The 24,380-nt window shown below is 68.3% G+C and carries 22 protein-coding genes; 18 read left to right on the forward strand and 4 right to left on the reverse strand.

Going from position 1 to position 24,380, the window contains the following annotated elements; translation table 11 throughout:
* Window positions 1-126 precede the first annotated feature (126 nt).
* The 3 genes from LDO15_RS07095 (at window position 127) to LDO15_RS07105 (ending at window position 4,409) form a co-directional block, all read left to right on the forward strand.
* Window positions 127-2,385 (forward strand): polyribonucleotide nucleotidyltransferase, encoded by a 2,259-nt coding sequence (locus LDO15_RS07095; protein ID WP_223985386.1) that lies wholly within the window; start codon window positions 127-129, stop codon window positions 2,383-2,385.
* A 105-nt stretch (window positions 2,386-2,490) separates the two neighbouring features.
* Window positions 2,491-3,834 carry a pitrilysin family protein gene (locus LDO15_RS07100; RefSeq protein WP_223985388.1) on the forward strand — a complete coding sequence of 448 codons (1,344 nt, stop codon included), beginning with the start codon at window positions 2,491-2,493 and terminating at the stop codon, window positions 3,832-3,834.
* Window positions 3,835-3,911: 77 nt separating this feature from the next.
* On the forward strand, window positions 3,912-4,409 hold the full coding sequence (locus LDO15_RS07105) for a DUF1579 domain-containing protein (RefSeq protein ID WP_223985390.1): 498 nt from the start codon (window positions 3,912-3,914) through the stop codon (window positions 4,407-4,409).
* A gap of 111 nt (window positions 4,410-4,520) precedes the next feature.
* On the opposite strand, the gene LDO15_RS07110 is transcribed toward LDO15_RS07105, so the two are convergent.
* Window positions 4,521-4,802 carry a hypothetical protein gene (locus LDO15_RS07110; protein ID WP_223985392.1) on the reverse strand — a complete coding sequence of 94 codons (282 nt, stop codon included), beginning with the start codon at window positions 4,800-4,802 and terminating at the stop codon, window positions 4,521-4,523.
* A 132-nt stretch (window positions 4,803-4,934) separates the two neighbouring features.
* Between LDO15_RS07110 and LDO15_RS07115 the strand changes: the two genes are divergently transcribed.
* Window positions 4,935-6,128, forward strand: a complete 1,194-nt coding sequence (locus LDO15_RS07115; protein ID WP_223985395.1) for a helix-turn-helix transcriptional regulator — start codon at window positions 4,935-4,937, stop codon at window positions 6,126-6,128.
* A gap of 31 nt (window positions 6,129-6,159) precedes the next feature.
* Here LDO15_RS07115 and LDO15_RS07120 read toward each other — a convergent pair whose 3' ends face one another.
* Both LDO15_RS07120 and moaA read right to left on the reverse strand, forming a co-directional pair.
* Window positions 6,160-6,426: a MoaD/ThiS family protein gene (locus LDO15_RS07120; RefSeq protein WP_223985398.1), complete on the reverse strand. Its 267-nt coding sequence runs from the start codon at window positions 6,424-6,426 to the stop codon at window positions 6,160-6,162.
* Window positions 6,427-6,433: 7 nt separating this feature from the next.
* The gene (gene moaA / locus LDO15_RS07125) at window positions 6,434-7,573 is read right to left on the reverse strand and encodes a GTP 3',8-cyclase MoaA (protein WP_223985400.1); all 1,140 of its coding nucleotides are present in this window, start codon (window positions 7,571-7,573) and stop codon (window positions 6,434-6,436) included.
* A 132-nt stretch (window positions 7,574-7,705) separates the two neighbouring features.
* On the opposite strand from moaA, the gene LDO15_RS07130 reads away from it, so the two are divergent.
* The 9 genes from LDO15_RS07130 to LDO15_RS07170 all read left to right on the forward strand — a co-directional run bounded on the left by LDO15_RS07130 (window position 7,706) and on the right by LDO15_RS07170 (window position 15,587).
* Window positions 7,706-8,449, forward strand: coding sequence for a response regulator transcription factor (locus LDO15_RS07130; protein WP_223985403.1), 744 nt, complete (start codon window positions 7,706-7,708; stop codon window positions 8,447-8,449).
* Complete coding sequence (locus tag LDO15_RS07135) at window positions 8,436-9,623, forward strand: HAMP domain-containing sensor histidine kinase (protein WP_223985405.1); 1,188 nt, start codon at window positions 8,436-8,438, stop codon at window positions 9,621-9,623. Before LDO15_RS07130 ends, LDO15_RS07135 begins: the two co-directional genes overlap by 14 nt.
* A 119-nt stretch (window positions 9,624-9,742) precedes the next feature.
* A complete protein-coding gene (locus tag LDO15_RS07140; protein WP_223987164.1) occupies window positions 9,743-11,404 on the forward strand; it encodes a molybdopterin-dependent oxidoreductase in 1,662 nt (553 codons plus the stop codon).
* 27 nt (window positions 11,405-11,431) lie between these two features.
* Window positions 11,432-12,655: a gephyrin-like molybdotransferase Glp gene (gene glp, locus LDO15_RS07145; protein ID WP_223985407.1), complete on the forward strand. Its 1,224-nt coding sequence runs from the start codon at window positions 11,432-11,434 to the stop codon at window positions 12,653-12,655.
* Between the two features lie 128 nt (window positions 12,656-12,783).
* Entirely contained in the window at window positions 12,784-13,209 is a 426-nt protein-coding gene (gene moaC / locus LDO15_RS07150) for a cyclic pyranopterin monophosphate synthase MoaC (protein WP_263428379.1), read from the forward strand.
* Window positions 13,206-13,718, forward strand: coding sequence for a MogA/MoaB family molybdenum cofactor biosynthesis protein (locus LDO15_RS07155; protein ID WP_223985412.1), 513 nt, complete (start codon window positions 13,206-13,208; stop codon window positions 13,716-13,718). The genes moaC and LDO15_RS07155 overlap by 4 nt, the downstream gene beginning before the upstream one ends.
* Window positions 13,708-14,211, forward strand: a complete 504-nt coding sequence (locus LDO15_RS07160; protein ID WP_223985415.1) for a molybdenum cofactor biosynthesis protein MoaE — start codon at window positions 13,708-13,710, stop codon at window positions 14,209-14,211. The genes LDO15_RS07155 and LDO15_RS07160 overlap by 11 nt, the downstream gene beginning before the upstream one ends.
* A 129-nt stretch (window positions 14,212-14,340) precedes the next feature.
* Window positions 14,341-15,099, forward strand: a complete 759-nt coding sequence (gene dapB, locus LDO15_RS07165; protein WP_223985417.1) for a 4-hydroxy-tetrahydrodipicolinate reductase — start codon at window positions 14,341-14,343, stop codon at window positions 15,097-15,099.
* A gap of 5 nt (window positions 15,100-15,104) precedes the next feature.
* Window positions 15,105-15,587, forward strand: a complete 483-nt coding sequence (locus tag LDO15_RS07170; protein WP_223985419.1) for a hypothetical protein — start codon at window positions 15,105-15,107, stop codon at window positions 15,585-15,587.
* Window positions 15,588-15,614: 27 nt separating this feature from the next.
* On the opposite strand, the gene LDO15_RS07175 is transcribed toward LDO15_RS07170, so the two are convergent.
* Window positions 15,615-16,868, reverse strand: coding sequence for a heparan-alpha-glucosaminide N-acetyltransferase domain-containing protein (locus tag LDO15_RS07175; protein ID WP_223985421.1), 1,254 nt, complete (start codon window positions 16,866-16,868; stop codon window positions 15,615-15,617).
* 332 nt (window positions 16,869-17,200) lie between these two features.
* Here LDO15_RS07175 and LDO15_RS07180 point away from each other — a divergent pair, with 332 nt between their 5' ends.
* The 5 genes from LDO15_RS07180 to LDO15_RS07200 all read left to right on the forward strand — a co-directional run bounded on the left by LDO15_RS07180 (window position 17,201) and on the right by LDO15_RS07200 (window position 24,367).
* Window positions 17,201-17,503, forward strand: coding sequence for a hypothetical protein (locus LDO15_RS07180; RefSeq protein ID WP_223985423.1), 303 nt, complete (start codon window positions 17,201-17,203; stop codon window positions 17,501-17,503).
* Between the two features lie 68 nt (window positions 17,504-17,571).
* Window positions 17,572-18,336, forward strand: a complete 765-nt coding sequence (locus LDO15_RS07185) for a carbon-nitrogen hydrolase family protein (protein WP_223985424.1) — start codon at window positions 17,572-17,574, stop codon at window positions 18,334-18,336.
* 103 nt (window positions 18,337-18,439) lie between these two features.
* Window positions 18,440-19,348, forward strand: a complete 909-nt coding sequence (gene dapA, locus LDO15_RS07190; RefSeq protein ID WP_223985426.1) for a 4-hydroxy-tetrahydrodipicolinate synthase — start codon at window positions 18,440-18,442, stop codon at window positions 19,346-19,348.
* 60 nt (window positions 19,349-19,408) lie between these two features.
* On the forward strand, window positions 19,409-21,100 hold the full coding sequence (locus LDO15_RS07195; protein ID WP_223985427.1) for a ribonuclease J: 1,692 nt from the start codon (window positions 19,409-19,411) through the stop codon (window positions 21,098-21,100).
* A 321-nt stretch (window positions 21,101-21,421) separates the two neighbouring features.
* Window positions 21,422-24,367 (forward strand): DNA translocase FtsK, encoded by a 2,946-nt coding sequence (locus LDO15_RS07200; RefSeq protein ID WP_223985429.1) that lies wholly within the window; start codon window positions 21,422-21,424, stop codon window positions 24,365-24,367.
* Window positions 24,368-24,380: the final 13 nt, after the last annotated feature.

A 24,380-nucleotide genomic window follows, 5' to 3' on the forward strand; every position in this document is an offset into this window, starting at 1 on the left:
CTCAAGGAATGAGGCCCGGCCCGTGGGTCTCGATCGATGACCGGGTGCAGTGCAGGCCAGTAGACAGAAGCTGGACTGGGTTGATGCGGCTGGGCTCCGTGAACCATGAAACGGAGGTGACTCTCTATGGAGGGTCCCGAAATCCAGTTCTCAGAAGCAATCATTGACAATGGCCGCTTCGGCAAGCGTGTAATCCGCTTTGAAACCGGCCGCCTTGCCAAGCAGGCAGCCGGCGCAGCGATGGTCTACATCGACGAAGAGACCGCGCTGCTGTCCGCCACCACCGCCGGCAAGCACCCGCGTGAAGGCTTCGACTTCTTCCCGCTGACCGTCGACGTCGAAGAGCGCATGTACGCCGCCGGACGCATCCCGGGCTCGTTCTTCCGCCGTGAAGGCCGTCCCTCCACGGAAGCCATCCTGGCGTGCCGCCTCATGGACCGCCCGCTGCGCCCCGCGTTCGTCAAGGGCCTGCGCAACGAGGTCCAGATCGTCGTCACCGTGCTGTCCATCAACCCGGACGAGCTCTACGACGTCGTGGCCATCAACGCCTCCTCGATGTCCACCCAGCTCTCCGGCCTGCCTTTCTCGGGCCCGATCGGCGGCGTCCGCGTTGCCCTCGTCGCCGACGAGAACGGCTCGCAGTGGGTTGCGTTCCCGAAGCACTCCCAGCTCGAGAACGCCGTCTTCAACATGGTCGTTGCCGGCCGCATCGCCGGCGACGACGTTGCCATCATGATGGTTGAAGCCGAAGCCACCGACAACTCCTGGAACCTCATCAAGGAACAGGGCGCCACCGCCCCGACCGAAGAGGTCGTCTCCGAAGGCCTCGAGGCTGCCAAGCCGTTCATCAAGGCCCTTTGCGAGGCACAGTCCGACCTGGCTGCACGCGCCGCCAAGCCGACCGTCGAGTTCCCGGTCTTCCTGGACTACCAGGATGACGTCTACGCCGCTGTGGAGTCCGCTGCCGCCGAGAAGCTGGCCGCTGTCTTCCAGATCGCCGACAAGCAGGAGCGCGACACCGCTTCGGACGAGCTCAAGGACGAGGTCACCTCTTCCCTGGCCGGCCAGTTCGAAGGCCGCGAGAAGGAGCTGTCCGCAGCTTTCCGCTCCGTCACCAAGCAGGTTGTGCGCCAGCGCATCCTCAAGGACCAGATCCGCATCGACGGCCGCGGCCTGACGGACATCCGCCAGCTCACCGCCGAGGTTGAGGTTCTGCCCCGCGTCCACGGCTCGGCCATCTTCGAACGCGGCGAGACCCAGATCATGGGTGTCACCACGCTGAACATGCTCAAGATGGAACAGCAGATCGACTCGCTGTCTCCCGTGACGCGCAAGCGCTACATGCACAACTACAACTTCCCGCCGTACTCCACCGGCGAGACCGGCCGCGTCGGCTCCCCGAAGCGCCGCGAAATCGGCCACGGTGCCCTCGCAGAGCGCGCCATCATGCCGGTGCTGCCTTCCCGCGAGGAATTCCCCTACGCCATCCGCCAGGTGTCTGAAGCCCTCAGCTCCAACGGTTCGACGTCGATGGGTTCCGTCTGCGCCTCCACGCTGTCCCTGCTCAACGCAGGTGTGCCGCTGAAGGCCGCCGTCGCCGGTATCGCCATGGGCCTGGTCTCCGACCAGGTTGACGGCCAGACCCGCTACGCTGCCCTGACCGATATCCTCGGCGCCGAAGATGCCTTCGGCGACATGGACTTCAAGGTCGCGGGTACCTCCGAGTTCGTCACGGCCATCCAGCTGGACACCAAGCTCGACGGCATCCCGGCCTCGGTCCTGGCCGCAGCCCTGAAGCAGGCCCGCGAAGCCCGCCTGCACATCCTGGATGTCCTGAACTCCGCGATCGACACCCCGGACGAGCTCTCCGAGTTCGCGCCGCGCGTCATCGCGGTCAAGATCCCGGTAGACAAGATCGGCGAGGTCATCGGCCCGAAGGGCAAGATGATCAACCAGATCCAGGAAGACACCGGAGCCGACATCTCGATCGAGGACGACGGAACTGTCTACATCGGCGCCACGAACGGCCCGTCTGCCGACGCAGCACGGTCCGCGATCAACGCCATCGCCAACCCGCAGGTTCCGGAAATCGGCGAGCGTTACCTGGGCACGGTCGTCAAGACCACGACCTTCGGCGCCTTCGTGTCCCTGACTCCGGGCAAGGACGGTCTGCTGCACATCTCCGAGCTGCGTAAGATCGCCGGCGGCAAGCGGGTGGACAACGTCGAGGACGTCGTCTCCGTGGGCCAGAAGATCCAGGTGGAGATCACCAAGATCGATGACCGCGGCAAGCTCTCCCTGTCGCCCGTTGTGGCTGACGAGGCAGGCTCCGAAAACGCTGAGAACACTGACAGCGTTGAGGTCTCCGCGGACGCCGCAGAGTAGTCGCACCTGAAGCAAACGGCGGGGCCGGTGGATCATCCACCGGCCCCGCCGCTGTTAAAGGTAGGATTGCAGGCAGATTTGGCAAGTGTTCAATGAAAGGCCTTGATGACAGTCGTCCCCCTGCCGCTTGAGCAGAATCAGCACGCAGACACCCTGATCCACGGAGCCGACGGCGGCTCCGAGGTTCGCCGCTCGGTCCTTCCCGGCGGCGTCCGTGTGCTGACCGAGGCCATGCCCGGCCAGCGCTCGGCAACGATCGGCTTCTGGGTCGGGGTCGGCTCGCGCGACGAGGCCCCCGGGCAGCACGGCTCCACCCACTTCCTGGAGCACCTGCTGTTCAAAGGCACCAGGCGCCGCACTGCCCTGGAAATCGCCTCGGCCTTCGACGAGGTCGGCGGGGAATCCAACGCCGCCACCGCGAAGGAAAGCACCTGCTACTTCGCCCGCGTCCTGGACAGCGACCTGCCCATGGCAATCGACGTCATCGCTGACATGATCACCGGCGCCGTCCTGGACCCGCAGGAGATGGAGCAGGAACGCGACGTCATTCTCGAAGAGATCGCGATGGACAGTGACGACCCCACCGACGTCGCGCACGAGCACTTTGTTGCCGCCGTCCTCGGATCCCACCCCCTTGGCCGCCCGATCGGCGGCACTCCGGCAGCCATCCGCGCCGTGGCCCGCGACTCCGTGTGGGACCACTACCGCCGTTACTACCGTCCCGACGAGCTCGTCGTCACCGCCGCCGGCGGGCTGGACCACGACGTCGTCTGCGAGCTAGTGGTGGATGCCCTCCACTCCGCCGGCTGGAACCTTGAGCCCGCTGCCGCGCCCGTGCAGCGCCGCTCCACCGAACGTGCGGCCATTACCGGCACGGCCGGCCTCCACGTGGTCAAGCGCCCGGTGGAACAAGCCAACATCATCATGGGCTGCCCCTCGCTGGTTGCCACCGACGACCGCCGGTTCGTCATGAGCGTCCTCAACGCCGTCCTCGGCGGGGGCATGTCCTCACGGCTCTTCCAGGAGGTCCGGGAGAAGCGCGGACTGGTCTATTCGACCTACTCGTTTGCCTCTTCCTACGCCGACGCCGGCTATTTCGGCATGTACGCCGGATGCACGCCGTCGAAGGTCCGCCAGGTCATCGGCCTGCTCGGCGCCGAACTGGACAAACTGGCCGCGGACGGCATCTCCGACGAGGAGCTCCGCAAGGCCGTGGGGCAGCTGTGCGGCGGCATCGTGCTGGCGCTGGAGGACACCGGTTCCCGGATGTCCCGGCTGGGCCGTGCGGAGCTGGTGTCCGGCGAGTACCAGGACATCGACGAGACCCTGCGCCAGATCAAGGCCGTCACCGCCTCGGAAGTCCAGGAGCTCGCCCGTCAGCTCGCGGCCGCCCCGCGGACCGTCACGGTGGTTGGACCGTTCGAGGAAACGGAGACGTTCGGGCTCTAGCCTGAAAACCCCCGGGCTTTACAGCGGCGCGGGCACGGCGTGATGATGGTGGCGGGGTCACTCGGGAGGAACTCCACTTGGGAGGAACTGTGGACCGGCCACTGCCAGGCAGTGCATGCGCGGCGCTGAAGCCTTTCCTGGGCCGGTGGACGGGGACCACGCACTGGGAGGCCACCGCGTGGGGCCCGGCGCGCAGCGCGGAATCCGAGATCGTCTTCTCCTCGGCGGCCGCCGGGCTGGCCGTGACCCAGAGTTACCGCCACACGGATGAGGACGGGACCCGCTCCGAAGGCCATGGCGCCTTCACGATGGACCCTGACCACCCCGACACCTTCTGGTACCACGTCAACAGCATGGGGCTGCCGCCCGAGGCACCTGCGCGCGCCAGCTGGGAGGGCGGGACCCTGACCGTCGAACGGCGCAGCGACCGCGGCACCGCGCGGCACACTTTCCGGGTGGACGACGGCGTGCTGACGCACGCCGCCAGTCTCCGCCTGGGCAAGGCGAGCGAGTTCACCCCCTTTATGACCACGGTCTGCCGGCGCGTCGCTGAGGGCGCCTCCATCCCGGCGTGACGTTTCGGGACGGGCGGCTGGTCGTTCTCACCTGCTCCTTCGATCCTGCTCCTTCGATCCTGCTCCCTAGAACCTGTGTCGTGAAGCCGGCCGTGGTGTCCCGGCCCCGGCTCAGGACGAGGCCTCCAGGATCCGGGTTTTCGGCGTCCCCTGAAGGGCCGGAGCGGCCGCGGCGGAGTTCCAGACCTGTGTCCTGAGGTTGGCCAGCAACTCTTCCGCCTGTTCCCGCCGCTCGAAATCCAGCTCGACCAGCACATAATGCGCGTCGTCCACCGGGCGGCTGATCCGGTGCGCCGTGACTCCGGACGCCGCTCGGTTGACCGGGTCGCGGTCGAATGCCGCCTTCCACATCCCGAAATCCTTGATCCGATGCTCGATCTGCAAGGTAAACATGGGCTCTCCTTAGGGCTGTTCCCGCCTGGCTGACGGGATATTCCACGGTAGGACCGGCCATGCCCCGCGCCATATCCCAGAAATCTGGGTGGCCGGCCGTCCCGGTTCAAGCCTCCGGCGGATACTGGTTCCATGGCCACGAGCTGGGCGCTTAACCGGAGCCAGGAACGGATCCGGAAACTCTGCGATGGCGCGCTGGAGGATCATGACCTGCGCCGCCTCGCCCTTGAGGAGCTGGGAAGGACTGTGCCGTTCAGTTCCTTTGCGTGGCCGCTGGCGGACCCTGAATCGGCCGTCGGCATCTCACCGATGGCCAGGATCCCGTGCCCGGAGGAGTTGCCGGCCCTGATCCGGCTGAAATACCTGACCCCGCAAGGCCGCTGGACTGCCCTCATGGGCCAGTCCCGCCCGGTAGTGAGCCTGCTGGCCGCTACGGGCGGAGAGCCGGCGCGCAGCCTGCTGTGGGACCGGTTGCTGCGGCGCTTCGGCGTGACGGACATCTTGTCCACGGTCTTTGCGGACAAGTACGGCTGCTGGGGCTGGCTGGACCTGTGGCGCGGCGGAGGCGAGGGAGGCTTCACCGACCAAGAGACGGCCTACCTCGCCTCGGTGGCGCCGGTCCTGGCCACGGGGTTGCGCCGGAGCAGGGCGGCACAGTGCCGGCGCGAGGCCGCCACGAGCGCCACCACCACCACCACGAGCGCCACCACCACCACCACGAGCGCCACCGCCGCCACGGCCGGCAGCACGGCGCCGCCGTCGGGCCGCAGGCGCCTCCCGCAGCAGGCGGTGCTGACATTGGACGAGTCAATGGCCGTGGTGGGACAAACGGCGTCGGCCGGCGAATGGCTGGGCCTGCTGCAGCCCGGGCCGCGGCCGTTCCAGGGTGTACCGGCCGAGGTGCTCAATGTCGCGGCCCAGCTGGCGGCCGGGGAGGCCGGGGTGGACAGCCACCCGGCGCTGTCGCGGGTGCCGCTTGGGTCCGGCGACTGGGCGCTGCTGCGCGCCACCAGGATGGAGGGGACAACTGCGCCGGAGGGCGGCCGGCCCGGGGCGGCGCCTCCGCTGGCCGTGACCATCCAGGATTGCCCGGCCGTGGACCGCCTCGAGGTATTTGCCCGATGCTTTGCGCTGACCCGGCAGCAGCACAGGCTGCTGGGACTAGCTGCCGGCGGGCTCAGCACGGCGGAGCTGGCCGCTGCCATGCTGATCAGCCCCTACACCGTTCAGGACCAGTTCAAGGCGGTCTTTGCCGCATGCGGGGTCCGCAGCAGGAGCGCACTCCTGGGCCTGGCCCTGGGCACCGCACCGGGGCCGCCACGCTGACGAGCCGCGGAAAGTCGGGGTCTGCTGCGCCTTACCCGCCGGCGAACGGCGGCAGCACGTCGACGACGTCGGCAGGCTTGAGCGCCGTGGCATGGTCACGCACGGCCACCTCGTTGAGCAGGAAGCTGGAGCGGGACAGGATGCGGGCCAGCGGCGGCGTGCCGGCCGGCGGTTCGGGGCGCTCGACGGCGAGGATCGCCTCCAGCAGCGAGGCGAGGGTGTCGCCGTCGACGAGTTCAAATCGTTCTTCATCCACGCCGGCGGCAGCGCGCGCGGCAGCGAAGTAGCGTACGTTCACGAAAAAGTCAGCCTCCGATGGCGCTCATGCTGCGGTCGGGCTGGACGAAGTCGGGGGCGTCGAGGCCCACGTGGTCCATGCCGTGGGCCTTGGGTTTGATCCACATGGCGTCCTGCCAGCGCTCGGCGAGCTGTTCGTCGCTGGCGCCCTCGCGCAGCAAGCCCAGCAGGTCCACTTCCTCCCGCGAGAACAGGCAACTCATGATCTTGCCCTCGGCGGTGATGCGGGTGCGGCGGCAGTCCGAGCAGAACGGCTCCGTGACGGAGGCGATGATGCCCACGGTGCCTAGTACGGGGCCGGTGGCCTCACCGGTGCCCGGCACCCGGGCCCGGACTTCGAACCGTTCCGCCGGGGCGCCGTCGCGGTCCCGCGGATCAGAACTGAGGACGTAATCGGCGGACAGCAGGCCGCGGATTTCCGCCGCGGTGATCATGTTGCGCCGGGTCCAGCCATGGTCCGCGTCGAGCGGCATCTGCTCGATGAACCGCAGCTCATAACCGCGGTCCAGTGCCCAGGCCAGCAGGGCCGGGGACTCGGCGTCGTTGATCCCGCGCATGAGCACGGCGTTCAGCTTGACCGGCCCCAGACCGGCGGCCCAGGCGGCGTCGACGCCGGCGAGGACCTTGTCCAGGAAGGGGCGGCGGGTCAGCTTGGCAAACGTTTCCTCATGCAGGGAGTCCAGCGAGACGTTGATCCTGGAGAGTCCCGCGGCCTTGAGCCCGGCGGCCTTCTTGTCCAGGCCGACGCCGTTGGTGGTCATCGAGATCGGCAGTTCGGGGTGGGCCTGGCGCAGCGCGGCGATGATATCCAGAAGGTCCGCGCGCACCAGCGGTTCGCCGCCGGTGAGCCGGAGTTCGCGCACGCCCAGCATGTCGACGCCGATCCGCACGATCCGGACGATTTCCTCTGCGGACATCACGGCCTGCTTGGACAGCCACTCGAGGCCCTCGGCAGGCATGCAATAAGTGCAGCGCAGATTGCATTTGTCCGTGAGCGAGAGCCGCATGTCGGTGGCGCGGCGGCCGTAACGATCGACGAGCCCGGCAGGCAGGCCTTCCGGGCGCCCGGACAGTGCGGCTGGAGGTGGCGTGCCCGTTCCCGGGGTGCCTGCCTCGCGGGGCTGGGGCATGCCCAGTTGAACTGTCATAGAGTCAGGCTACGCCACCTCGCGGCAGACATCACAGCCGCATGACGGCCGGGATGTTACGTCTTTGGGAAGGATGTCCTGCGGGCCTCCGGACGCCTGCCCGCGCCGGGGCTGCGAACCTATGCTGGAAGCGTGAACACGACCCAGCCGGCCCCGGACGCAACGGAGCACCGGCGCATCCTGCTTGTCGAAGATGAGCCGACCATCGCCGGAGTGGTCCGCGACTACCTCGTCCAGGCAGGATTCCAGGTGGTCCTCGCGGCCGACGGGTTCACTGCCCTGCGCCTTGCCGCAGAACGCCGGCCCGACCTGGTCCTGCTGGACCGGATGCTGCCGGGTCTCGACGGCGTGGAAGTCTGCCGGCGGCTCCGCGAAGCACACAGTGTTCCGGTCATCATGCTCACGGCCCTGGGGACGGAAGACGACCGGATCCTGGGCCTGGAAGCCGGTGCGGATGACTATGTGACCAAACCCTTCTCACCCCGTGAGCTGGTCCTGCGGGTCCGTTCGGTCCTGCGCCGGAGCATTCCCGAATTCAGCCCGGAACCCTCGGTGCAAGCGGGCGGCTTCGACCTCAGCCCGGCCGCGCGCACGGTTTCCCGCAACGGCCGGCCCCTGGCGCTGACGGCCCGGGAGTTCGACCTGCTGGCGTTCATGCTCCGCCGTCCCCGGCAGGTGTTCAGTCGCGAGGAGCTCATGAAGGCGGTTTGGGGCTGGGACTACGGGGACCTTTCCACGGTGACGGTGCACGTGCGGAGGCTGCGGGAAAAGATTGAGGACGACCCCACCCGCCCCGCCATCCTGAAAACGGTCTGGGGTGTGGGGTACCGGCTGGACCCCAGCGACGAGGAGGAACCCGCCGGTGCAGACCTCTGAGCTCCTGGCTATCATCGGCTGGGCCGTTGCCTGGGGTGCCGTGATCGGCGCGGCCTCCCTACTCATCCTGAAGCCGCTGCGCCGGGCCTCCTTTGCCGTCCAGATCTGCGTGGTGGTGCTCGCCGCCGTGGCGGTCCTGACGGCCGGGATGGTCAGCGCCTTCAATGCGATGTTTATCTCGGCACGGGACCTCGAGGTCATGTGGTACGTCCTGGCCGTGGCCTCGGCGGTGGCTGTCGCCATCGCCCTGGTGCTGGGGTCGAGGGTCTCGCGGAACGCGAAGGCGCTGGTCGACGCCGCCCGGAGCATCGGCCGCGGCGAGAGCCCGGGCATCCAGTCCCCGGTGATGAGCCATGAACTTGCCGCTCTCGCCGCCGAGCTCGAATCCAGCAGCCGGAAGCTGGAGGCCTCCCGGCAGCGTGAGGCCGCCGTCGAGAACGCCCGACGCGAACTCGTCAGCTGGATTTCCCACGACCTCCGGACGCCGCTGGCGAGCATGCGGGCCATGGCCGAGGCCCTGGAAGACGGCATGGCGGCGGACGTTCCCGGCTATTACCGGAAGATCATCGCCCAGACCGACCTGATGGCGGGCATGGTCAACGACCTTTTGGAACTCTCGAAGATCCACGCCGGAACCATGCGGCTCAAGGCCGAACCACTGGATCTGTACGACCTCGCCAGCGACGCCATCGCCGACCTCGCCGCGGTGGCGAAGCAGCACGGCATTACGCTCGACGGCGGCGGGCAGCGGGAGTGCATGGCCCTCGCCGACGGTCCCTCCATGGGCCGCGCCATCCGCAATGTCGTACTCAACGCCATCGTCCACAGCACGCCCGGTTCCCATGTGACCGTGGAGGTCGGCCGGGACGGTGACCGGGCCGTCGTCGCGGTCACCGACGGCTGCGGCGGCATCCCCGAAGAAGACCTCCCGCATCTGTTCGAGACCGGCTGGCAGAAGGACACCGCGCGCCGCCCGCCGGGCACCATGCGCTACAGCGGGGCCGGGCTTGGCCTGAGCATTGTCGCCGGAATCGTCGCAGCCCATCAGGGCACAGTCACCGTGGAAAACGTCGACGGCGGATGCCGCTTCTCGCTGCTGCTGCCCGGTGAGGAGTCCTCGGCGCCGCTCTCTTCTGAGCCGAACGGGCAGTTCCACACAGGACACCTTCAGTGAACCGCGGCGTGGACGGGCAGGGCAACAACATGGACAGGCAAGTGGACAGGCAAATGGACAAACGCGTGGACAAGCAACTGGATATGACCTTCGGCAACGAAACCCGCCGCCCGGCAGCCATGCAGGCGCAGGTCACGCAAGCGCGGGCCGCGCAGCGGCGAAGGCGGGATCTGTGGGCCGCAGGGGCCGGCCTGGTGGCCGTCGGGACCGCGGTGGTGCTCGGCGAACTCACGGCCAGCCTGGTGAGCCCCACCGTTTCTCCCGTGACGGCCGTCGGCGGCGCCGTGATCGATGCCGTGCCGCCGGGCGTCAAGGAATGGGCCATCTCCCTGTTCGGCACGGCGGACAAGGTGGCCCTCCTGGGCGGCATGGCGCTGGTCATCGCCGCGCTCGCGGCCCTGTCCGGAGTCCTTGAAGTGCGGCGCCGTTTTGCCGGGGTGGCCCTCATCGCGGTGTTCGGCGTGGTGGGCCTCGTGGCCGTGGTCAGCCGGGCGGACCTGACAGCCAACGCCATCCCCGTCCCGATCCTCGTGGCACTGGTGGGGATCGCACTGTTGCGGTGGCTCATCCGAAAGCTGTTGAAATGGCAGCCGGCGGCAGCGGAGGTCCAGCCGCCAACGACCGCCCTATCGGAAACCCTGGCGGAAACCCCGGCGGAGGCGCCGCCCGCAGACCACACGCCCGCAGGCCACGCGGCCGGTGATGCCGGGCCGGCCCGGCGCCGCTTCCTGCTGGCACTGGGCGGAACCGCCGCCGTTGCCGCCGTCGCCGGTGTGCTCGCCTCCACGTTGAGGGGAGCGGCCGCCGTCGTCACCGACGTGCGCAGCAAACTGGCCCTCCCGGCCCCCGCCGCTCCGGCACCCCGCATACCCGCCGCGGCCGAGATCCGGCTGGACGGCCTTGGGCCCCTTGTGACACCGAACAGGGACTTCTACAGGATCGACACGGCCCTCCGCGTCCCGCTGGTGGACCCGGTCACCTGGACGGTGAAGGTCACGGGCATGGTGGAGCGCGAGATCGAAATCGACTTCGCCACCCTCCTGGCCAAGCCCCTGACGGAACGCCACGTGACCATCGCCTGCGTCTCCAACGAGGTGGGCGGGGACCTGATCGGCAACGCCCGCTGGCTGGGCTGGCCGGTCCGCGAGCTGCTCGCCCTGGCGGGCCCCAAATCCGGGGCGGACATGGTGCTGTCCCGCAGCACGGACGGCTGGACGGCGGGGACACCGCTCGAGGCCCTCACCGACGGCCGGGACGCGCTCCTGGCCGTGGGAATGAACGGCGAGCCGCTGCCGCTGGAACACGGCTTCCCGGTCCGGCTGATCGTTCCGGGGCTGTACGGCTACGTCTCGGCCACCAAGTGGGTCACGGAACTGAAGGTGACGCGATACGCGGACGATGTCGCCTACTGGACGCCGCGCGGCTGGAGCGAACGCGGGCCCATCAAGACCTCGTCCCGCATTGACGTGCCGCAGGACGGGCGCAGCGTGTCGGCGGGGACGGTGGTGTTCGGGGGCGTCGCGTGGGCCCAGCACACGGGCATTGGCAAAGTGGAGCTGCGGGTCAACCGCGGCGACTGGAAGCAGGCCGAGCTGGCCCCGGGCATCTCGAAGGACACGTGGTACCAGTGGAAGCTGGCCCTTCCGCTGACTCCGGGACGGCACGAGGTCCAGGTCCGGGCCACAGCCCTCGACGGCGTGCCGCAGGTGGAGGAGTCCGCCCCCGTCGCGCCCAGCGGGGCCACCGGCTACCACACCGTTAGAGTTGACGTGAAGTCCTAGCGAGCCAAGCAAAGGTCAGGAAAACGCATGCACCGCACCGAGTCAAGGCACGTCAGCGTGGAAGCCCACCGGGACAAGGTGCGCACCCTGCTGGCCCCGCTCCGCACTGAGGAACGGGTGGAACGGCTTCCGCTGCTCGAGGCATTGGGCCGGGGGCTCGCCGCCGACATCCTGGCTCCGCTGGATCTTCCCCCCTTTGCCAACTCGCAGATGGACGGCTTCGCGATCCGCAGTGCCGACGTGCCCGACGCCGGCGCGGAACTGCGCGTCGTCGCGCCCGTCCCGGCCGGTGCCGCACCGGCGGAACTGGCCGCCGGCACGGCCGCGCCGATCATGACCGGGGCCATGATGCCGGCCGGGGCCGACGCCGTCGTGCCCATTGAACAGGCCGTGCCCGATTCGTTTCCGCTGCCCGGAGAGCCCGCCACGGTGCTGCTTCCGGCCGCGGCTTCCGGATCGTTTGTGCGGGACGCCGGCAGTGACATCCGCGCCGGCGAGCTCGCCCTCGGCGCGGGGACCTTCCTCGGCCCGGGCCAGCTGGGACTTCTGGCGGCACTGGGCTTCACGCACGTGCCGGTCCGTCCGTGCCTTCGGGTCCTGCTGGTCACCACCGGCGACGAGGTGGTGGAACCGGGCAACCCGCTGGGACCGGGAAAGATCTTTGACTCCAACGGCACGCTGCTCGAGTCCTCCATGCGCCAGGCCGGGCTCCAGGTCACGCGGACCGGCATCTCCACGGACCGGCCGGACGAGCTCGCCGGGCTGCTGCGCAGGCACGTCCCGGCGGTGGACCTGATCGTCACCACCGGCGGTGTCAGCAAGGGCGCCTACGAGGTGGTCCGGCAGGCGATGGCGGGACACGACGTCGAGTTCAGCCCGGTGGCCATGCAGCCGGGCGGTCCGCAGGGGATCGGCAGCTTCGACGGCGTCCCCGTCCTGGGGTTCCCCGGTAACCCGGTGAGCTGCCTCGTGTCCTTTGAAATGTTCCTGCGCCCCGTCCTCACGGAGCTTTTTGGCGCTCCGGCGCCTCGTCCCGCCGTCCGGGCCCGGCTCGCCGAGGCGCTGACCTCCCCGCCGGGCAAACACCAGGTCCGGCGCGGCACGCTGACTCCGGACGGCACGGTCCGGCTGGAGGGCGGCGCCGGCTCGCACCTCGTCCACGCCCTGGCCCTTTCCAATGCCCTGGTCCACGTTCCCGAGGGGACAGCAGCGCTCGCCGCCGGCGATGAAGTGGAAGTATGGATCTTGTGAATGAAGCAGATACCGCCGCAGCGGAAAACAGCGCAGCGGACAACAGCAAAGCGGACAACAGCAAAGCGGACAACAGCACGGCGGACAACACCCGCCTGACCCACCTCCGGCACGACGGCACGGCCCACATGGTGGACGTGTCCAACAAGGCCCAGTCCACGCGGGAGGCCACGGCCACGGCGACCGTCCGCAGCACGGCTGAAGTTCTTGACCTCCTCGGCGGCGGTGAGCTCCCGAAGGGCGACGCCCTGGCCGTTGCCCGCGTCGCCGGAATCATGGCGGCCAAGAAAACACCGGAGCTCATCCCGCTGTGCCACCCGCTGCCGATCGCCAAGGTCACCATAGACTTTGAGCTCGACGCCGACTCCGTGACGGTGTTCGCCACGGTGAAGACCCGCGGTGTCACCGGCGTCGAGATGGAAGCATTGACGGCGGCGTCCGTAGCGGCACTGAGCGTGTACGACATGATCAAGGCCGTGGACAAGCACGCGGTCCTGACCGACATCAAAGTGCTCGCCAAAAGCGGCGGCAAGAGCGGGGACTGGACCCTATGAACATGCCCGAACCACACCGCCACGGCGAAGCCACAGGCCGGAAGGCCGGCGTCGTGATCGCCTCCACCCGCGCGGCCTCCGGCGTCTATGACGACCTCACCGGTCCTGTCATCGTCGACTGGCTGACCGAACACGGCTTTGAGCCGTTTCCCGCCCTGGTGGTCCCGGATGGGGCGCCGGTGGGGGCCGCGCTCCGTGCGCTGCTGACCCAGCAGCCCGCCGTCATCATTACCAGCGGCGGCACGGGACTGAGCCCCACCGACGCGACCCCTGAGCAGACCCTGCCCCTCCTGGACCGCGAAATCCCGGGCATCATGGAGGGCATCCGGAGCGCCGGGGCGGCCAAGACCCCCATGGCCATGCTTAGCCGGGGCCACGCGGGCGCGGCCGGCCAGACATTCATCGTGAACCTTCCGGGATCCCCGAAGGGCGTCATGGACGGCCTGAGCGTGCTGGATCCCATCCTTGGACATCTCTGCGACCAGCTGGAAGGCAGCCATGGGCACTGAAACCGGATTTGAAATCGTACACGCCGTGCTGAGCCCCGAGCCCATCTCGGTCGACCAGGCCATCGCGGCCGTCGAATCGGACACCGCCGGTGCGGTGGTCAGTTTCAGCGGTGTGGTCCGCAACCACGACGGCGGCAAGCAGGTTTCGCGGCTCAGCTACAGTGCCCACCCCACGGCGCACCAGGTGATGGCTGACGTCGTCGCCGGTGTCGTCGCGGAGCACTCCGCCCCTGCCAGCGGCGGGGCAGCCGACAGTAGCGACACCAGCGGCGCCGCTGAACAGCAGCAGCCGGTGCGGATCTGGGCGGCCCACAGGATCGGCATGCTGGAGATCGGCGACCCGGCACTGGTCTGCGCCGTCTCCGCAGCCCACCGCGGCCAGGCCTTCGCGGTGTGTGCCGAACTCGTGGACCGGATCAAGGCCCAGGTGCCGATCTGGAAGGAGCAGTTCTTCGCCGACGGCACCGTTGAATGGGTCGGCGCCGGCGAGTAGGCACACAGCAGGGAGCAGACGCACGCCGGGGGAGTCTGCGGGGGAGCGGCCAGCGGCCGGGCCGGGCGGGCCTGTAACCCAAGGCCACCGGTTCCGGAAGGCAACTGCCCCGGCGGTAGGGTTGATGGCATGACCGAACAACTCTCAGTCGCCGTGCTGGGCGCCAGCGGGCGCATGGGCGCCGAGGCTGTCAAGGCCGTCGAAGCCGCCGCGGACCTAACGCTCGTCGCGGCGCTTGGACGCAACGACTCCCTTGACACGCTTGTCAGCTCCGGCGCGCAGATCGTGGTGGACCTGACCGTCCCCGAAACCACCGAGACGAATGTCCGGTTTGCTGTCGAGCACGGCATGCACGCCGTCGTCGGCACCACCGGCTGGGATGCCGGCCGGCTCGCAGGACTGGAAGAACTCCTCGCCGCCCGGCCCGGCGTCGGAGTCCTCATCGCCCCCAACTTCGCCCTGGGCTCGGTCCTGGCCTCCGCCTTCGCCGCCAAGGCCGCCAAGTACTTCGAATCCGTTGAAATCATCGAACTGCACCACCCCGACAAAGTGGATGCCCCCTCGGGCACGGCCGTGCGCACGGCGCAGCTGATCGCGGCGGAGCGCGCCGCTGCAGGGGTCCCCTCGAGCCCGGACGCCACCACGACGGAGCTCGCCGGCGCCCGCGGCTGCGAGGTCGACGGGGTCCGCGTCCACAGCGTCCGGCTCCGCGGCCTGGTGGCGCACCAGGAAGTTCTGCTGGGCGGCCCGGGGGAGCAGCTGACGTTCCGGCACGACTCTTTCGACCGGGCCTCCTTCATGCCGGGCGTGCTGCTCGGCGTCCGCAACGTCACCGCGCATCCCGGCCTCACCGTGGGCCTCGACGGCTACCTGGACCTGGGGATCTGAGTCCGATGTCCGCTGCCCTCACCGCTCTGAAAGCCAACCGCACCAAGATCTGGGTGGGCGCCGTCACCCTCCTGCTCGTGTTCTACCTGGTGGTGTCCTTCCAGCGTTCCCTGCTCCTGATGTCCGACCCCAACCTCGTGGCGAAGGCGATCGGCGTCGCCTACCTGGTGCTGCCGGTCATCGGCGCCTGGGCCTTGGTCCGTGAGCTGCTGTTCGGCGCCCGTACCGAGCGTCTGGCGAAGATCCTTGAAGCCGAAGGGGGTCTGCCGGAGGATACGCTGCCGCGCACTCCCGCCGGCCGGATCATCCGCGAAGCCGCAGACCTCGAATTTGAGAAATACCGTGCCGAGGCAGAGGCTGCCCCCGACGACTGGCGTTCGTGGTTCCGGCTCAGCTGTGCCTACGATGCCGCAGGAGACCGCAAGCGGGCCCGCGCCTCGATGCGCGATGCCGTGCGGATGTTCCGCGCCGGGCCGCAGAAGCCCTAGCAGAACTTACAGAAGCCCTGGCAGAACTTAACGGAAGCGGGCAGGCGGGCGGACCCGGGCGGGCTGGTACCTGCCTACCTGGTTGGCGGCATGGGTCACCCACTCCAGCGGCCCGCGCCAGGCCAGCGCCGCGAACGCCGCGCCGATCGCCAGCATGCCGGCGGCCTGCGCCCAGTAGACGCCCTCCACGGTCCACCCGGGCGCCAGCGGCTGATCGTGCAGGGCCGCCATGATGCACAGATGGGCCGTGTAGAGGCTCAGCGTCATGGCGCCGACGCCGCGCAACGGGAGCAGCAGATCAAGCTCCAGCCATTCGCCCAGCCGTCCCAGCAGGAGGCACACGGCAATCACGGCCGCGGCCACGCCCGATGTGTGCAGCAGATCCAGCGTGGTGCCCGCATGGGGTGAACTCGTGGCCAGCCACCATACTGAGCCCGACTGGTCGACGCCGGCAAGGTTGACCTGCAGCAGGCTCTCCAGCGGGTAAGCGGGATCGCCGATGTGCGCCTCCAGTGCGTGCCTGCCACCCCAGTCCTCCATCAGGACTGCCCCCAGCCACTTGGCAAACACGGCCACCACCGTCCCGGCGGCCAGCAGCAGGAACGGTGCGGCTGCCTTCGATAGCGCCATTCGGCCGATCGCGAGCCCCACCAGGAGATAGGCGATCCATTGCAGGACCGGGTAGTAGCCGGTGAGGAAGAGGTCGCCGAGCAGCCTGGCGGGCGTGCCCAGGTCCTCCCAGCCGGGGTTGTGCCCCAGCCGAAGGGGCGGGTCGGCGGACAGCAGCCAGGGCCGGAGCAGGTAGGCCAGCACGGGCGCAGCCAGGATCCAGACGGCCGCCAGTGCGAGCAGGCGTTTCGCTCCGAGCCCGACAAACGGCAGCACGCAGAGGAAAAGAAGCGCGTAGTGGACCAGAATGATGGCGATGTTCACTTCCAGACCGCCCAGGGAGAGCCCGACAGCACCCACCACGAGCGCCCTGAGGGCAATGCCACGGCGGGCCGCCCACAGTTCAGGACCCTGGAGCGGCTGCTGCTTCCCGGTCGACAAGGCCAGGCCGACGCCGGCCAGCACGGCGAACAGCGCCGAGGCCCGCCCGGAAAATGCCAGCCCGATCCAGGTCGGCGTGAGCTGCGGGTCCGACTCAAAGGTCGCCAGCACGTGCGTGGCCATCATCGCCAGCAACGCCAGCCCGCGCGCGGCGTCGATGCCGGCCAGCCGGGCGCCGGCGGAAGCGCCCTTGACGGTCCGGGAAGCAGTGGTCATTCCGCGTGCGGTCATCGTCTGATCGTCTCATGTCCGGCCGGTCCGAGGCTTGGAGCCGGGGCCGACAAAACCTTGTATTCGAATATATGTTCGAATAGTATGGGCGCATGAACGAAGCCTCAGAGCCCGCATTCTCGAATCCGGAATCCTCTGGCAGGGGACCTATAGGTGGGGGATCCGCAGGTGGGGGATCCGCAGGTGGGGGATCCACAGGCGGGGAATCAATAGCCGGGGGATCCGCGGGCCGACGATCTTCAGGCAGGGGAGCCGCCGGCCGGGAAACTACCGCCGTCCCGCCCGGCGGACGCGCGGGCGGCTGTGAGGCGGGGACCGGGGTCCTCAAAGCCATGAGTCCGGGCGTGGTGGACTTCCTCTTCCGGCGCCTGGTCGCCGGAGAGCCGGCAGAGGACATCCAGTGGGGCAATGAGGGCACGGCGCTGGCCGTGCAGCCTCCGGGAGCGGAACTGGCCCGGCGGCTGTCCGAGACGGATCTCGATGCCCTCACTCCTACCGAGCTGTTCCACTATGTGCGCGCGGCCCAGCGGCTCGCGGCTTGGGCCGAGTCCCTGCGCGAGACCGCCGTCGGGCGTTACTGCTCGGCACCGGCGGCCCCGTCGGCGTCCTCCGGCGGAGCCGCCGCTCCAGCCTGAACTGCCAGCCTGAATTGTCGGCGCCGCAGTGCTGATCATCGGCCGAGGGAGGTGCCTAGGATGGCAGGGTGACTACTGGCTCAATCACTGACCTGACCCTGACTGCCGTTCAATACGAGGCCCTGGACGGCGGCGTTGCCGCCAACGTGGACGAACACATCCGCCTGATCGAAGACGCGGAGTCCCACGGAGCCCGCCTGGTCGTCTTCCCTGAGCTCTCACTGACGGGATACCGGCTGGACCTGCTGGCGGAGCCGGGGGAGTGGCTAAGCGCGGCAGACGGGCGGCTGGACGGCATCAGGGAAATCTGCCGGCGCACCGGAATCACCGCAGTGGTCGGAGCCGCGTTCAAGGAGGAGGACGGCACGCCGCGTCTGGCGTCCCTCGCGGTCCACCCGGCAGGCACGATTGAGCCCAGCTTCAAGACCTGGCTACACGGCCCGGAGCAGGGGCTCTTTGTTGCCGGCAGCCATCCGGCTGTCCTGGACATCGACGGCTGGAAGGTCGCGCTGGCCATCTGCTTCGATGCCGCACGCCCCGGCCATGCGGAATGGGCGGCGGGGGCAGGCGCGGACATCTATGCCGTCTCGGCCCTCTACACCGCGGGCGAAGATCACCGGCTGGGCCTGCACCTCGGCGCCCGCGCCATGGACAACCGGATGTTCTCCGTCCTGGCGAACCTGGCAGGCACCACGCCGCTCGGACCCTCGTGTGGACTGAGCGGCTTCTGGGGTCCGGACGGGCTCCCCGTCCGGCAGGCGGCAGGGACCGGAACCGAGGTGCTGACCGCGAGCCTCCAGCACAGCATCCTGGCGCGGTTTCGGCGACTCTGAGTCCGGCCGGGCAGCGCAAACGTGACGTGCGGCCGGCAAGTTTGACGTTCGTCACACCGCCGCCATTGTCCTAACATGCCGGAGACAAGGTAACGTTTTTCATATGGCTGACTCTGATATTCGCTCTTACACGTTCGGGACCCTCGTGACTGCCATGGTCACGCCTTTCACCTCGGACGGTGAGGTCGACTACAAGCAGTCCGCGGAACTGGCGAGCAAGCTCGTCGACGACGGCAACGACGCCCTCGTCATCTCCGGCACCACGGGGGAGACCTCCACCCTCGAAGACGACGAAAAAGAGAAGCTCTTCCGCGTCATCGTCGAGGCCGTCGGCGACCGCGCCAAGGTCATCGCGGGAACCGGAACCAACCACACCTCGCACTCGATCGAGATGGCCAAGCGGGCCGCCAAAGCCGGTGCCCACGGCCAGCTGATCGTCACCCCGTATTACAACAAGCCGAGCCAGGCCGGCATCCAGGCGCACGTCGAGGCCGTGGCCGACGCCGCCGACCTCCCCGTCATGGTCTACGACATCCCCGGCCGCGCCGGCGTCCCCATCCTGCCCGAGACCATGATCCGGCTCGCTGACCACCCCAGGATCGTTGCCCTCAAGGACGCGAAGGCAGATTTCGCCGCCGTCACCCAGGTCCTGGCGAACACCGACATCGATGTCTACTCCGGCGATGACGGCCTCACGCTGCCGTGGATGGCCGCCGGCGCCGTCGGACTGGTCAGTGTCTCCGCGCACGTCGCGACGCGGCAGTTCCGCGCACTGATCGATGCCGCACTTGCAGGCGATTTTGCTACCGCCCGCACTCTACATTTCGAACTGGACCCCGTGGTCCGCGCAGTGATGACCCACATTCAGGGTGCTGTCGCTGCCAAGCAGGTTCTTAAGTGGCAGGGAGTCCTGCCCAACTCGGTTGTCCGTTTGCCCCTCGTGGAGCCGGACGAGGCCGAGATCGCAATCATCCGCGAGGATTTGGCGGAAGCGGGGATGGTCTTCTCCTGATCGGGAGCCAATCCTGATCGTTGAGAACCAGCCCGGCTTTTGCCTGGAAAGTAGTGCACTATGACCCAAACCGCCCTTCCCGGCCTTGTCACGCCTCCCCGCCTTCCGAACAACACCCTGCGGATCGTTCCGCTCGGCGGTCTCGGGGAAATCGGTCGCAACATGACCGTATTCGAGATCGAGGGCAAGCTCCTCATCGTTGACTGCGGCGTACTCTTCCCCGAAGAGACCCAGCCCGGCGTCGACCTCATCCTGCCGGATTTCGCGTACATCGAAAACCGGCTCCAGGACATCCTCGCAGTCGTCCTGACCCACGGCCACGAAGACCACATCGGCGCCGTCCCCTATCTCCTGCGCCTGCGCGCCGACATCCCCATCGTTGGCTCGCAGCTCACCCTGGCCCTCATCGAGGCCAAGCTGCAGGAACACAGGATCAAGCCCAACACCAAGATTGTCGTCGAGGGTCAGGTCGAGAAGTTCGGGCCCTTCGAGTGCGAGTTCGTCGCCGTCAACCACTCCATCCCGGACGCCCTGGCCGTGTTCCTCCGGACGGCGGGCGGCACCGTCCTGCACACCGGTGACTTCAAGATGGACCAGCTGCCGCTGGACGGCCGCATCACCGACCTCAGGCACTTCGCCAAGCTCGGCGAAGAAGGCGTGGACTTGTTCATGTCGGACTCGACCAACGCCGACGTCCCCGGCTTCACCACCGCCGAGAAGGAAATCGGGCCCACCCTGGACCGGCTGTTCGGCCAGGCGTCCAAGCGCATCATCGTCGCTTCCTTCTCCTCCCACGTCCACCGCGTCCAGCAGGTCCTCGATGCCGCTGCCAACCACAACCGCAAAGTTGCCTTCGTGGGCCGCTCCATGGTCCGGAACATGGCCATCGCCGCGAAGCTGGGCTACCTTGAGGTTCCGGCCGGGATCCTGGTCGATATCAAGAACATCGACAACCTGCCGGACAACCGGGTGGTGCTGATGTCCACGGGCTCCCAGGGTGAGCCCATGGCGGCCCTGTCCCGCATGGCCAATGGCGACCACCGCGTCGTCGTCGGCGAGGGTGACACCGTCATCCTCGCGTCGAGCCTTATCCCGGGCAACGAGAACGCCGTCTTCCGCATCATCAACGGCCTGCTCAAGCTCGGCGCCGACGTCATCCACAAGGGCAACGCCAAGGTTCACGTCTCCGGCCACGCCGCTGCCGGCGAGCTGCTGTACTGCTACAACATCCTTGAGCCGCTCAACGCGATGCCAGTACACGGCGAAACCCGCCACCTCATCGCCAACGGCAAGATCGCCCTCGAATCCGGCGTCCCGGAGGAAAGCATCCTGCTCGCGGACAACGGCACCGTCATCGACCTCCGGGACCACCAGGCCGATATCGTCGGCCAGGTCGAGGTCGGCTTCGTCTACGTCGACGGCTCCAGCGTCGGAGAAGTCACCGAGGCAGACCTGAAGGACCGCCAGACGCTCGGCGATGAAGGCTTCATCTCCATCATCACCGTTATCCACCGCGCTACCGGCAAGGTGGTGTCCGGGCCGGAGATCCACGCCCGCGGCGTGGCCGAGGACGATTCCGTCTTCGACGAGATCATCCCCAAGATCAACGAGGCCCTCGAAGAAGCCGTGCAGAACCGCACGGACCACACGACGCACCAGCTGCAGCAGGTCGTCCGTCGGGTCGTCGGCACGTGGGTTAACCGCAAGCTGCGCCGCAAGCCCATGATCATCCCGGTGGTCCTTGAGGCGTAAGCCTCAGGTGGTCCTTGAGGCGTAAGCCTCAGGTGGTTCACCGGGCGTAAGCCTCAGGTGGTTCACCGGGCGTAAGCCTCAGGTGGTCCTTGAGGCGTAAGCCTCAGGTGGTTCACCGGGCGTAAGCCTCAGGTGGTTCACCGGGCGTAAGCCTCAACACCTCCCAGGCACCTGCCTGGTCAGCGGCCTCCCCGGCCCGAGCGCAGCCTGAGGGCCGCGGCGGGCGGGGGAGGCCGTTTCGCGCGGCGGCCGGGGACAACATGATCCCGGACGGCCCGGAAATTCGGGGCTTTCGGCCCGGCGTCCGGTACCGTGGCGAGTATGGCGACTCGTACTTCTTCCGCGCCTAGAGGCAACTCAAGCGGCAAATCAGGCAGTTCTCCCGGCCGGGGGTCCAGTCCCGCCGCATCCAAATCCGCCCGGTCGCGGGGAGCCACGGGCGGAACCGGTGGAACAGCGCGGACACGGCAGCTGGCCGCCGTTGAACCGCACCAGCCCTGGGTCGTGCGCATTCTGGCCGGTGCCTGGCTCGGTGTAGCCCACGTCGTCGGCGCCGGCATCCGACGGGTCGGCCACGACGTCAGCGACCTCGCCCCCGAGGACCGCCGCGACGGCGCAGCCCTGTTCAACCTGGCCCTGGGAGTCTTCGTCGCCACCTTCGCGTGGTGGGGTTTCCAGGGCTGGCTCCCCGACCTCGTGTTCGCGATCGTCAACGGCACCTTCGGCTGGATGGCCCTGCTGCTGCCGCTCATGCTGTTCGTGTGCGCCTTCCGACTGTTCCGCCAGCCCGACGACGGGCGCGGCAACAACCGGATCGGCATCGGCTTCCTCATCATGACCTTCGCCGGCACCGGCCTGGCCCACATCATTGGCGGCCAGCCGACGGTGGCAGACGGCTTCGATGGCCTGCGCAGGGCGGGCGGCATGCTCGGATACCTCGCCGCCGCCCCGCTGGCGGCCCTGCACCCCGCAGTCCCCGTCGTCGTCTACAGTCTGCTAGCGTTCACCTCGCTGCTGATCACTACCGCCACCCCCTTCGGTGCCATCCCCGGCCGCCTGCGGGACGGGTACGAGCACCTCATGGGCATCGACCTGCAGGACGACGACGGCGACCGTCACGACCGCAGCTACCTGTACGAGAACGACGCCCCGGCCGCACCCAGGAAGAAGCGCAAGCGCCTCTTCGGCAAGGACAACGACGACGACGCCACACTGGAAGGCTACGTCGGCGACGAGGCCTTCGAACGTGCGCTCATCGCAGATCAGGAGGCAGCGGGCGACGACGCGCCGCCCGCCAAGGGCGCGAAGGGCGCGAAGGCGCAGTCTGGTTCGGCGGCCGGTATCGCGCCCGGCGTCCGCCGCCCCACCCAGGCCGAGATCGCCGTCGAAAAGATCAAGGCGGCCCAGGGCCTCGGCGCCGGAACGGCCGAAGGGCCCACAGACGACGCAACGGAGGCCATCCCGCTGGTGACGCCCGGGATGGTGGCCGCCGGATCGCTCAACCCCGCCGCCGCAGCCCCGAAGGTCCCCGCCAACCCGGTGGCCCCGGCACCCCTGCCCACCCCGATTCCGCAGCGCACCGAACAGCTCTCCCTGGCCGGCGACGTCACCTACACCCTGCCGGCATCGGACATGCTCACGCCCGGGTCAGTCCCCAAGGAACGCACCGAGGCCAACGACGCGATCGTCGCCTCGCTCACGGAAACCCTCAACCAGTTCAACGTCGATGCTCAGGTGACCGGCTTCAGCCGTGGCCCCACCGTGACCCGCTACGAAATCGAGCTGTCCCCGGGCACCAAGGTGGAGCGGGTTACCGCCCTTTCCAAGAACATTTCCTACGCCGTCGCGAGCTCGGACGTGCGGATCCTGAGCCCCATTCCGGGCAAGTCCGCCATCGGCATCGAGATCCCCAACACGGACCGCGAGACCGTGTCTCTGGGCGACGTGCTCCGCAGCCAGAACGCCCGCCGCACGGACCACCCCATGGTCATGGGCGTCGGCAAAGACGTCGAGGGCGGCTATGTCGTGGCCAACCTCGCCAAGATGCCGCACCTGCTGGTGGCCGGTGCCACCGGCGCCGGCAAGTCCTCATTCGTGAACTCGATGATCACCTCGATCCTGATGCGCGCCACCCCGGACGAGGTCCGCATGGTCATGGTGGACCCCAAGCGCGTGGAACTCACGGCGTACGAGGGTGTACCGCACCTCATCACCCCCATCATCACCAACCCGAAGAAAGCCGCCGAGGCCCTGCAATGGGTGGTCCGGGAAATGGACGCCCGCTACGACGACCTGGCCAACTACGGCTTCAAGCACATCGATGACTTCAACAAGGCCGTCCGGGCCGGCAAGGTCCACCCCCCGGTCGACTCCAAACGCGTCATCAAGCCCTACCCGTACCTGCTGGTGATCGTGGACGAACTCGCCGACCTCATGATGGTGGCCCCGCGCGACGTCGAAGACTCCATCGTCCGCATCACCCAGCTGGCCCGTGCGGCCGGCATCCACCTGGTGCTCGCTACCCAGCGTCCGTCGGTCGATGTCGTGACCGGCCTGATCAAGGCCAACGTGCCCTCCCGGATGGCCTTCGCTACCTCCTCGGTCACCGACTCCCGGGTGGTCCTGGACCAGCCGGGCGCCGAAAAGCTCATCGGTCAGGGCGACGCCCTCTTCCTGCCGATGGGCGCCTCCAAGGCGATGCGCGTTCAGGGCGCCTGGGTCACCGAGTCCGAGATCCACAGGGTGGTCGAGCACGTCAAGGGCCAGCTCAAGGCCGTCTACCGCGACGACGTGGCACCCGAGGCGCAGAAGAAACAGATCGACGACGACATCGGGGACGACCTCGAAGTCCTGCTCCAGGCAACCGAACTCGTGGTCACCACACAGTTCGGCTCCACCTCGATGCTGCAGCGCAAGCTCCGGGTTGGGTTCGCGAAGGCCGGCCGGCTCATGGACCTGCTCGAGTCCAGGGGAGTGGTGGGCCCCTCCGAAGGTTCCAAGGCCCGCGACGTGCTGGTCAAGCCGGACGACCTCGCTGCCGTGCTGGCCGCGATGAAGGGGCTCGAGGCGCCCGCCGTCGCTGACTCCCAGACGGCAGCCCTGAGCGATAACGCCAATGCGAACATCGCCCAGGGCGGGTACGCGGAGGACCTCGTGGCCGCCGACCTCGCCAACCGTACGCAGGCGACCGAGTACTACGACGGCGCCGACGTCGGCTCCGATGACGAGGACGGCTCGGAGGACGCCTGGTCGCTCACCGGACGGTAGCGTGCGAAGACAG

Source organism: Arthrobacter sp. NicSoilB8, assembly GCF_019977355.1.
Lineage (GTDB): Bacteria > Actinomycetota > Actinomycetes > Actinomycetales > Micrococcaceae > Arthrobacter.